Source organism: Neotamlana laminarinivorans, from assembly GCF_020523925.1.
Classification (GTDB): domain Bacteria; phylum Bacteroidota; class Bacteroidia; order Flavobacteriales; family Flavobacteriaceae; genus Neotamlana; species Neotamlana laminarinivorans.
Window position 1 is genome coordinate 166,426 of record NZ_JAJAPW010000002.1, and the last position, 10,887, is coordinate 177,312.

Here is a 10,887-nt window from a genome sequence, read left to right on the forward strand (position 1 = left end):
GATATACGTAGAATTATAAACTACGTATGCATTTAACCATGAATTGATAGCTTTTTGAACAGTTAATAACCTGCTAAAAAACAGTTTTTTACTCAAAAATACCTTATAATCAATTATTTAACAAACAAAGCACACAAGCACAAACACCTGAGCACATACGTAAAACCAAGAAATAACCGTACTTATTTTTAAGCACAACACTACGTAGTAATAAAATTTCAGAAAAGAGAAAGTGCAAATGATTTAAAATAACAAAACCTTAAAACATCTATAATAATGAATTTTGATTGTTATTTTTTCTTCAACCATTCTTCTTGAGAAAGTGCCGTGTATTTTTTATCCATTCCGTAAGGATCTTTATCTCCTTTTAAATAGTTACTAATCGATTTTAAAGAAAATGTATCCTTCATTTGTGTTGGCACTTCGTATCTATGATTTCCATGAAAATCATGACATTGGATACATGTTTCCCATTTTTCTTGAGAAATTAAATCTTTATGAGATATATCCAACGGATCGCTTTCAACAGACAAATCTTGATGACAATTCATGCAATAATCAATTTTACCAAGAGTAACACGCTCCCCATGATGCTCTGAATGACACGTTACACAAGTAGTTGCATCAATATTTTTAATAGCATCACTAAATCGCGGTTCTGAAAATCGATAAATAGGATGCCTGTCGTTTGGCCTATCATGACATTCTAAACAATTATTCGCAGTTACATCCTGTGTTCCAAAATCTACACCTTCTTCTCTAAAACCAAAAGCATGAGATGTATTTGACTGTACTTGCTGAATTAAATTACCTTTAGCATCTGCATGACAAGCAAAACACGAAAGCTCTTCATGTCCTGTATTCATGGGACCAACAGAAACATACTCCTCATTAGATTCCAAGGAAAGCAAAACGAATACTAAAGCCCCAACAACTAAACCTATTATCCCACCTATAACTTGCCTTGTTCTTAATGGACTTATACTAAACATGAACTATATTTTTTTTTAAAATTCTATAACAACTTTTTCACTTACCGGATATGAAACACAGGTTAAAATATTTCCTGCAGAAACCTCTTCGTGAGGCATTATATGGCCATCTATCATTTTTACCTCACCCTCAAGACATTTTGCCTTACATGAAGAACACATACCCGACCTACATGAATAAGGTATTACCACATTATCAGACAATGCCTGCTGAAGTATTGATTTATCGCCTCTTACCGACAAATTATATTCTTCCCCTTTTAGTTTTAAAACCACTTCGCTAAGTAAATTTTTGCCAGTTAATTTAACTTTTGGAGCTTTAAATACTTCAAGTTTAATTTGCTCTCGAGTAATTCCATTTTCTTTCAAAATTTCTTTTACCTTTTCCATATAACCATTAGGACCGCAAATCATGTATTGATGATTATTAAAACCTAAATTATACTTAGCAAAAATATTTTTTAGTAAAGTGTTTGTTATTTGCCCTTGACTGTAGTTTCCAGAACAAGATTCACAGTTAGATAAAACATGCTCTACATTAAACCTCTTAGGATTCAAAGCTATTAACTGTTTTATTTCTTGATGAAAAATAATAGATTTAGCATTTTGATTGGCATAAATCAATAATATATTAGATCCCTCTTCTTCTGTTAAAATAGATTTTATTATTGAAAATATGGGAGTTATACCACTACCTCCAGCAAATAACACATATTGTTCATTTTTACTTTTTTCTGGAATAACACAAAAACTACCCGCAGGATTATCTACACTTAACTTATCTCCAACTTTTAAGTAATCGTGTACGTAGTTAGACACTAAACCACCTTGAACACGCTTTATTGTAATTTTTAAATCTTTATCTGTATATGGGTTGCTACAAAACGAATAAGCTCTTTTATGAATTTCTCCTTTTATGAGAACATGTAATGTTAAAAACTGCCCTGGCTTATAACTTAACTTTTTAAAAAAATTACCGTTTTTAAAAGATATAGTTAATGCTTCGGGAGTTTCTTCAATGAGTTCTTTTACTACTAATTTCATTTTAAAGCTTATTTATAATAAAACACCATTGTAATATGAAACACCATGAGTATGGCTATTATTAAAGAAAGTGCAACATGCGCAATCATCCAGCCTTTAAAATAAATTTCTCCACTTTTCTTAACTACATCTAAATTAAAATACCCCAGAACGGTATTAGCAAGAAAAATATACGACAACAAAAGCAAATACCCATAACCCAATCCTATGCTGTGGATATAGAACAATAACGGACTAATTGCACCAAGCCACTTATGAATTTCTTGCATATTAACTGCAAACTTCTTTAATGTTTTAACTGTCCTAACCAACGATAACAACCATTGAAACAACACAAAAACAGCAAGAAGTAAACCCGTCCACCTTTTATACATTTCTTGTTGTTGCAATTGAAACAACCATTCCCAATTGAGTTTAAAAAGAAACTGAATAACAAAAGTTAGAAAAAAAATAATTCCTAAAACGCTGGTTTTACTTAATGCCATAAAAACGGATTGTAAAAAATTAACTATTACCGATGTAATTAGAATACTTAATTAAATTATTTTTTATTCAATGAAACTAAGTGCTTCATCGTTTCGTAAGACGATAATTTTTTCACACTATCTAAAAACACCTCTGCAGTTGGCAAATATTTTCCATCTTGGGGCCACTTATTACCAATTTCTGGCTTCTCACTTTCTTTAAAATGCTCAATTTCATCTAAGTATTCCATATAAATATCAACCGTACCTTTTGCATAAGAATTTAAAACCGCTACAGTTTCTTTATAGGTAAGCGAATCTTTAGGGTATTGCCAAGTGGTTGCCCCCATAACATCACCTAGTTTCCAATCAGATTTTGTTGTTTGTGGATGCTCATTATGACATGAAACACAGGCTCCGGCACTAGCCAAATCTGCAAACATAGCCGTGTGCAACTGTTGCGAATCGTCATAAAAAAACTTAGGTTCTTGGTTTTCTTTAATTTCTTCAAACAATTTCGCTTGCTTACCTTCAAATTTATTAGCAGCATTAACAGGATGATCTGACCCCAAATACAACCCCAACGGCACAGGGCTTTTTTTAATACTAGTTGCTACACCACGTAAAAACAATGCTGGCAATGGCCCCGCTTCAACTTTGTCTTTTCGCCAATCTTCATCAAATTTCATACCTTGTAGTTTACCTTTACCAACAATAGCTTTAGTATATAGTGTACGTGTTACATCGTTCTCTTTAGCCACCATTTCTAGAACTTCTTCAACAGAAAAAACATTTTCTTCACCTTGTAATTCTGCTTTTTCTTCAGGAACGCCACCGCATGACACAACTATTAATGAAGCCAATAATGGATATATAAATTTTAGTTTATAAAAAGTTTTCATTGTATTAATTTTAAGTTTATTGTATGTTTTTTAATAAGACGCTTTAATCATAACATCTGCCATAGTACCATAAACAGTAGCCCAAGCTTCTTTCACATCAGTTGTAAAATCATCCCCAAGTCCAGCCTCTAATGTTCCTAATAATGCTGTACCAACAGTATCATAATGACTTTGCTCGACTTTATAACCAACATGACGTTTACCCAAATCTTGTAAAACAGGAATTAACGCATCTAGATTACTTAACCCAGCAACCGCAGCACCCAACATAGTCATTAATTTATTTCCTTGCTGCTTCATAGCTTCACTGCTATTAGGAAATAAAGGTTTTAACTTTGGGTCTAATTCAAAAAGTTTAGTATAAAAAATGTCAGCCGCTGTAGATGCTATAGGTTTTACTTTCTCGAACGAGGTTTGCACAAGTGCTACTGTTTTTTGCTCCATAATATTTTTAAGTTAGTTTAACAATACATAAATTGATTAAGCATAAATACGTATTTATACTTAACAAATTTAAAGCGACTATTTAAAACTAAGTATGAGGAATTATATGCTATTCACCTCTTTTTAAACAAGTAAAAAGCTGTAAAAAAACAGATTATAACATGTGAAAATATTAAACAAAAAGCTATAAAAACAAAAAAAAGCCGCACAACAAAGTACAGCTCCTATTTATGGTTGTTGGTAAAAGTGCGCTAACTATCTAAATAAAAATTATGTTCACTAATTTCATTTTTTAATCCTTGAATATCGTTAATTGCTATTTTTTTTCCACTTGCTGAAATTAATTTTTCTGTTTTTAAAGCAGAAAACACACGAATAACTTGCTCCTCTGTAGTACCTGCATGATCTGCATATTCTTTTCGACTTAAAACAACATCTAAATAACCCTTATTTACTCCGAATTTCCTATGAATATACAACAAAGTATCTATTACTCGTTCCCTAACCGTCATTTGAGAAATAGACTTAACTTTAGATTCACTTCTATTTAATTCATCTGCATAAAACATCATAAAATCGTAAGCTAATTTCGCATTAGACAATAAAGCCTCTTGTAAAACCGATTTTGAAAAATAACATAAAATAGTGTTTTCAATTGCTATGGCACCAATAGAATAGTATTCTTCTGTACCAAACCCCCTGTGACCGATAATTTCACCCTCTTTTGCAAAACGAACTATTTGCTCTTTTCCATTAATACCGGTTCTAAAAACCTTTACCTTCCCTTTTAAAACAAAGAACAAACCATTAACAGGAGCCCCTTCTATAACAAATTGCTGCCCTTTTTTGCAGCGTATATTTCTTTTTAGTAAAGCATCAGAACCTGCTGTTAAAAGCAAATTTTTTTTTATTAAACAATTGTAATTTTCACAGACCTCACAACTTACATCAAAAGCTGCTCTTTTCTTAATAATAGAAGAAGTGTTAGGCATCACAAATATTAACTAAAATTACAAATAACTATTTTTCAATACCAAATATAAGTAATTATACTTAGTTTTTTGTGTTTGTACTTATTTTTATAAAATATGCAAATAAAATGAAGCTTATTTATGAAATTCAAAATTAACATCTATATTAAAAAGCTTTTCACTAAAAAAAACACACAAAACAACCTTTACTATAAAAAAGCGTTATATTTACTAAAACATAACGAAATAAAATGATTACTATAAATGACGCTATTTCAAAAATAAAAGCAAGTATTTCGCCCAGCTTTAAAACAACCATCAAAACTATTGAAAAAGCAAATGGTTATGTTCTAGCAAACAATATAATTTCCCCTATTAACATGCCACCATTTAGACAATCTGCTATGGACGGTTATGCTTTAAACTTACACGATAGCTTAACTTATAAATTAATTGATGAAGTTAAAGCCGGCGACCCACACCAGCCTATTTTAAAACCAGGTGAAGCCGTTAGAATTTTTACTGGCGCAGCTGTTCCAGACACAGCAAATGCTATAATGATGCAAGAGAAAGTTAAAACCAATGGAAAACAAATTACTGTGCAGCATAATATTACTCAAAATTTAAATATTAGACCATTAGGCGAGCAAGTAAAAAAAGGAGACATTGCTTTAAAAAAAGAAACCAAATTAAACCCGGCCGCAATTGGCTATTTAACGTCTTTGGGAATTACCGAAGTTTCAGTAATTAAAAAACCAGACATTGCTATTATTACAACAGGCAACGAACTTGTTGAACCCGGAACACCACTAAAACACGGGCAAATTTACGAGAGCAACTCTAAAATGCTTCAAACCGCTTTATATGGTTTAAAATTTTACAACGTTACGCTTCATAAAGTTGAAGACAATTACGAAAAAACATTACAACTCTTAAATTCAGTAATTAAAACAAACGACTTGGCAATAATTACAGGCGGCATCTCTGTTGGTGATTACGATTTTGTTGGGAAAGCGTTAAAAGAATTAAAAGTTAACGAGATATTTTATAAGGTTAAACAAAAACCTGGAAAACCTTTATTCTTCGGAAAAAAAAACAACACCTCTATTTTTGCATTACCCGGAAATCCGGCAGCAGCATTAAGCTGTTTTTACATTTATGTATACATGGCTTTACAAAAAATGATGAACAGAACCGAAATAGAATTACCTAGAAAACAAGCTATATCAAGTTGTAACTTCACAAAAAAAGGTGATCGTCCACAATTTTTAAAAGCAATATATTCTGAAGGGAAAGTAGAAATTCTTGAAGGTCAAAACTCATCAATGCTTCAAACTTTTGCCCTATCAAATGCTTTAGTTTTTATTCCTGAAGATACGCAAGAAGTAAAAATAAACGACACCGTTGAAACCATTTTACTACCTGTTTAAACCTTAATAATATGAGCTATAAAATTAAAAGTAGAATATGGATTGAAGCAGACAACAATGTGCTTCTTGGCCAAGGTCGCGTACAACTATTAAAAGCCATAGCCAAAACAGGGTCACTCTCGAAAGCTGCTAAATCGCTAAACATTTCATATAAAAAAGCATGGACTCTTTTAGATTCTGTAAACAAATCAGCAAAAAAACCAGTGACAATAAATAGCATTGGCGGCAAAGGTGGTGGCGGTGCAGAGTTAACAGATTACGGCATATCTTTAATTCGAGCCTTTGACGAAATAAACCAAAATTGCTGGGATTTTTTAGACAAACAAATACAAAAAATAGATAGTTTATAAAATGCTTCAAACCGAAAACATATATATTTTCCTAACAATGTTACCAATTGTATCATTTCTATACGCCAGTGTAGGACATGGTGGAGCAAGTGGCTATTTAGCATTAATGGCCTTATTTTCATTTGCTCCAGAAACCATGAAACCCACCGCTTTACTACTTAACTTATTTGTGGCTGGCATATCGTTTTACTATTATTTTAAAGCAGGACATTTTAATAAAAAACTGTTTTTAGCATTCGCTATTACCTCAATTCCTTGTGCATTTTTAGGCGGAACCATTGAAATTGACGCCTCCATATACAAGAAAATATTAGCCATATTACTCATATTTGCTATTTTAAAAATGCTTAATGTTTTTGGCAATAAAAAAGAAAACATAAAACCTTTAAAACTATGGCAAGGACTTATTGTTGGCGGCATAATCGGGTTTTTCTCAGGCTTAATAGGTATTGGAGGCGGCATAATATTAACCCCAGTAATTTTACTATTACATTGGGGTAAAATGAAGGAAGCCGCAGCAGTTTCAGCATTATTTATTTGGGTAAATTCTGCATCTGGATTAATTGGGCAAATTAGTAGCGGTGTTACCATTAAATCCGAATCATTTATACTAATTATTGTTGCTTTAATTGGCGGAACTTTAGGAGGCTATTTTGGCAGTAAAAAATTAAACAACAAAAAGCTACGACACATTTTAGCTTTTGTACTAGTAATTGCCTGTTTTAAATTGATTTTAACTTAAAATGACTAACAAAAACAACATAACAGGCATTGTTTTAGCCGGCGGAAAAAGCTCTAGAATGGGAACCGATAAAGGTTTTTTAAAAATAGATGGTAAACATTTTGTAGAGTATAGCATTGAAGCCCTAAAACCATTAACCACTCAGGTTTTAATAGTTTCTGATAATGTAGATTATAATATTTTTAATTGCGAAAGAATTCCTGATACCATTAAAAATTCTGGTCCGGTATCAGGAATTTATTCAGGTTTAACCGCATCAAAAACCAAGTGGAATTTAATTTTAAGCTGCGATATTCCATTAATTAAAACCGAAATATTACAAAAGCTATTAAATGAAATACCTGATAATTTTGATGCTGTTTTAACCAAAAGCAACAACAAACTTATGCCACTAATTGGGTTATACAAAAAATCGTGTAGTAACACTTTTAAAAACGCATTAGAAAATAATGAAAAACGATTGCAAATGGTTTTAAAATCGCTTAAAACAAAACAAATAGTTTTAAAAAATAACGAACAACAAACCACAACCAACATAAACACACCTAACGAACTTAAAGCTATAAAAAATGCAAATAACTATTAAATATTTCGGGCAAATAGTGGAAGTTACCCATAAAACCGAAGAAACCCTAGAAGTTTCAGGCAATCAAATTGCCGATGTATTAAATACGCTGCAAACAAAATATATAAAATTAAAAGATTTAGGCTTTCAAATTGCTCAAAATCAAGAATTAGTTTCTTTAAACACAAAAATATCTGGAGCCGAAATCGCACTATTACCTCCTTTTGCAGGCGGATAAATAATTTATTTTTTTCGCTTTCGCGGAAGAATAGCAAAACTCAAAAAAGCATATGAAAAGTAAAAACATAAAAAACGTATTTAAAGAAGGCCCTATTTCATCAGAATTCATAGGAAATAGCATTTACAAGCACCAAAGCAAAACAAGTATTGGCGCGCATAATATTTTTCTTGGGCAGGTTCGTGCCGATGTGGTTAATGGTAAAACCGTTTCTGCCATAGAATATACAGCTTACCAAGACATGGCAAACCAAAAGTTTCATGATATTCGAGAAGCAACTTTTAACAAATTCCAGCTCACTTGCATGCATATTTACCACAGTTTAGGCACAGTTAAAGCTGGTGAAATTTGCCTTTTTGTTTTTGTTTCGGCACCACACCGTAAAGTAGTTTTTAAAGCTCTAGAATATGTAGTTGAAGAAATAAAAGCACATGTTCCCGTTTTTGGCAAAGAAATTTTCGAAGACCAATCGCATCAATGGAAAGTTAATAATTGATTTATTATGAAAGAAGCCTTAAAAAAACGTACAAAAATTTTTGCTCATAATTGCATTAAATTGACTGATTATTTACCTAAAACATATTTAGAAAATAAAATCAACTATTTATTGAAATAATCTAGCGAATTGACCTCTACTTTCATTGCTTCAAGAAAAATAGCAAGCAGAAAATAATCAATAAAAATTATACAATACAAAATAATAAAATGGTAGACATCACTCATAAAAACACAACACTTAGAACAGCCATAGCCCAAGCAACCGTTAAGGTTAGCAAACCAGAAACTATAGACGCTATTAAAAACAACACCGTGCCAAAAGGCCATGTATTTGCCATGAGCAAAGCCGCTGGACTTTTAGGTGTTAAACGCACACCAGACATTTTACCAGATTGCCACCCATTACCTATTGAGTTTACTGGCGTTGAATATGAAATTGACGGGTTAAACATTCATATTATTTTTACTGTAAAAACCATTTATAAAACCGGCGTAGAGGTTGAAGCTATGCACGGTGCTAGTGTTGTAGCTTTAAACATGTACGATATGCTAAAACCAATTGATAAAGGCATAGAAATACATGCTATAAAATTATTGAAAAAGAAAGGTGGAAAATCTGATTACAAAAACCGCTTTAAAAAAGATTTAACCGCTGCAGTAATAGTTTGCAGCGACAGTATTTCTGCAGGACAGAAAGAAGATAAAGCAGGAAAAGCCATTATTGAAAAACTAAAATCTTGCGAAGTTAAAATTTCTGAATACGTAATTATTCCAGATGAAGTTGATGCCATTCAAAGTAAATTAAAAATGTATCATGAAAACAATATAGATTTAGTAATTTACACAGGCGGCACTGGCCTTTCGGCTAGAGACGTAACACCAGAAGCTTTACTTCCAATTTTAGACAGGCGAATTCCAGGAATAGAAGAAGCCATTAGAAGTTATGGCCAACAACGCATGCCTTTTGCTATGCTATCTCGAAGCATTGCAGGAACCATTGGAAGCACCTTAGTTTTAGCGCTTCCAGGATCAACCAATGGTGCTAAAGAATCTATGGATGCTATTTTCCCTTCCGTTTTGCATAGTTATGGCGTATTGGCAGGTGCAAGACACGACTAAACAACGTATTTACAAAATTTAACTAGTAGTTAAACTAAGCGAATAAATGAACAAAAATAAAAACATATTAACAGATAAATTTAGCAGGCAACACACTTACCTGCGCATTTCGCTTACCGAAAGGTGTAATTTACGCTGTACGTATTGCATGCCCGAAAACGGTGTACCGTTATCACCAAAAAGCCACTTAATGACCTACGAAGAAATTTACAGCATAGCAAAAACCTTTGTAGATAATGGTATAACCAAAATTAGATTAACTGGAGGCGAACCCCTTGTTAGAAAAGATTTTACGGTTATTTTAAAAAAATTAGCCACACTACCCGTAGAACTTTCTATAACCACCAACGCTGTAATTATTGATAGATTTATTGATGATTTAAAAACCTATGGTGTTAAAAACATTAATGTTAGTTTAGATTCACTCAACAAAGAAAAGTTTACACATATAACGCGCCGAAACAATTTCGATAAAGTTTATAACAACATTTTAAAACTTATAAACGAAGGCTTTAATATTAAACTTAATGCGGTTTTAATGAAAGACTTTAATGAAGATGAAATAGTAGATTTTATAAAATTCACTAAAAACCTACCTATTTCGGTTCGATTTATTGAGTTTATGCCTTTTGATGGCAATAAATGGGATAAAAGTAAAATGATATCTTATGCTGAAGTTATGCAATATGCCGAGGCAGAATTTACACAAAATGATATTTTAAGATTACAAGATGCGCCAAACGACACCTCTAAAAACTATAAAATTAATGGTTACAAAGGAAGTTTCGCCATAATAAGTTCTGTTACCAATCCGTTTTGTGATTCATGTAACCGACTTAGATTAACTGCAAACGGCCAATTAAAAAATTGTTTATTTTCCGCTGAAGAATCAGATTTACTAACAACACTTCGCCAAGGAAACTCCATAGAACCTGTTATTAAAAAAGCCATAGAAGCCAAGTTTAAAATACGTGGCGGTATGGACACATTAAAAAAGCTAGAAAAACCTCAGCTTCATACCAAAAACAGAAGCATGATAACTATTGGTGGATAGCAAAAGCCAGTTTAAGAATTTTTTTAAAAATTAAACAAGAGAATGCCTCTCACTACTTCTTAAGTTTTAACTAA

At 32.1% G+C, this 10,887-nt stretch carries 14 protein-coding genes; 8 read left to right on the forward strand and 6 right to left on the reverse strand.

Translation table 11 applies throughout. From position 1 onward, the window contains the following. Positions 1-290: 290 nt before the first annotated feature. From LG649_RS04530 to LG649_RS04555, 6 genes are all read right to left on the reverse strand, one after another. A complete protein-coding gene (locus tag LG649_RS04530) occupies positions 291-992 on the reverse strand; it encodes a cytochrome c3 family protein (RefSeq protein WP_226541469.1) in 702 nt (233 codons plus the stop codon). A gap of 15 nt (positions 993-1,007) precedes the next feature. Continuing rightward, positions 1,008-2,036 carry a ferredoxin--NADP reductase gene (locus tag LG649_RS04535; RefSeq protein ID WP_226541471.1) on the reverse strand — a complete coding sequence of 343 codons (1,029 nt, stop codon included), beginning with the start codon at positions 2,034-2,036 and terminating at the stop codon, positions 1,008-1,010. Positions 2,037-2,044: 8 nt separating this feature from the next. Then, positions 2,045-2,521 (reverse strand): hypothetical protein, encoded by a 477-nt coding sequence (locus LG649_RS04540; protein ID WP_226541474.1) that lies wholly within the window; start codon positions 2,519-2,521, stop codon positions 2,045-2,047. A gap of 56 nt (positions 2,522-2,577) precedes the next feature. After that, on the reverse strand, positions 2,578-3,402 hold the full coding sequence (locus tag LG649_RS04545) for a c-type heme family protein (RefSeq protein ID WP_226541476.1): 825 nt from the start codon (positions 3,400-3,402) through the stop codon (positions 2,578-2,580). A 30-nt stretch (positions 3,403-3,432) separates the two neighbouring features. Continuing rightward, positions 3,433-3,846, reverse strand: a complete 414-nt coding sequence (locus LG649_RS04550; RefSeq protein ID WP_226541478.1) for a globin family protein — start codon at positions 3,844-3,846, stop codon at positions 3,433-3,435. A gap of 251 nt (positions 3,847-4,097) precedes the next feature. Next, positions 4,098-4,838, reverse strand: a complete 741-nt coding sequence (locus LG649_RS04555; protein ID WP_226541481.1) for a Crp/Fnr family transcriptional regulator — start codon at positions 4,836-4,838, stop codon at positions 4,098-4,100. A gap of 230 nt (positions 4,839-5,068) precedes the next feature. On the opposite strand from LG649_RS04555, the gene LG649_RS04560 reads away from it, so the two are divergent. From LG649_RS04560 to moaA, 8 genes are all read left to right on the forward strand, one after another. Next, on the forward strand, positions 5,069-6,247 hold the full coding sequence (locus LG649_RS04560) for a molybdopterin molybdotransferase MoeA (RefSeq protein ID WP_226541484.1): 1,179 nt from the start codon (positions 5,069-5,071) through the stop codon (positions 6,245-6,247). 11 nt (positions 6,248-6,258) lie between these two features. Beyond that, complete coding sequence (locus tag LG649_RS04565; protein WP_226541486.1) at positions 6,259-6,597, forward strand: winged helix-turn-helix domain-containing protein; 339 nt, start codon at positions 6,259-6,261, stop codon at positions 6,595-6,597. Positions 6,598-6,634: 37 nt separating this feature from the next. Beyond that, a complete protein-coding gene (locus LG649_RS04570) occupies positions 6,635-7,339 on the forward strand; it encodes a sulfite exporter TauE/SafE family protein (protein ID WP_226541489.1) in 705 nt (234 codons plus the stop codon). A gap of 1 nt (position 7,340) precedes the next feature. Beyond that, positions 7,341-7,925 (forward strand): molybdenum cofactor guanylyltransferase, encoded by a 585-nt coding sequence (mobA, locus tag LG649_RS04575; RefSeq protein WP_226541491.1) that lies wholly within the window; start codon positions 7,341-7,343, stop codon positions 7,923-7,925. Next, positions 7,909-8,142 (forward strand): MoaD/ThiS family protein, encoded by a 234-nt coding sequence (locus LG649_RS04580; RefSeq protein ID WP_226541494.1) that lies wholly within the window; start codon positions 7,909-7,911, stop codon positions 8,140-8,142. The genes mobA and LG649_RS04580 overlap by 17 nt, the downstream gene beginning before the upstream one ends. Positions 8,143-8,194: 52 nt before the next feature. After that, on the forward strand, positions 8,195-8,638 hold the full coding sequence (locus LG649_RS04585; protein ID WP_226541496.1) for a molybdenum cofactor biosynthesis protein MoaE: 444 nt from the start codon (positions 8,195-8,197) through the stop codon (positions 8,636-8,638). Between the two features lie 209 nt (positions 8,639-8,847). Further along, complete coding sequence (gene moaCB / locus LG649_RS04590; protein WP_226541499.1) at positions 8,848-9,759, forward strand: bifunctional molybdenum cofactor biosynthesis protein MoaC/MoaB; 912 nt, start codon at positions 8,848-8,850, stop codon at positions 9,757-9,759. A 46-nt stretch (positions 9,760-9,805) separates the two neighbouring features. Next, on the forward strand, positions 9,806-10,813 hold the full coding sequence (moaA, locus tag LG649_RS04595; RefSeq protein ID WP_226541501.1) for a GTP 3',8-cyclase MoaA: 1,008 nt from the start codon (positions 9,806-9,808) through the stop codon (positions 10,811-10,813). Positions 10,814-10,887 lie beyond the last annotated feature (74 nt).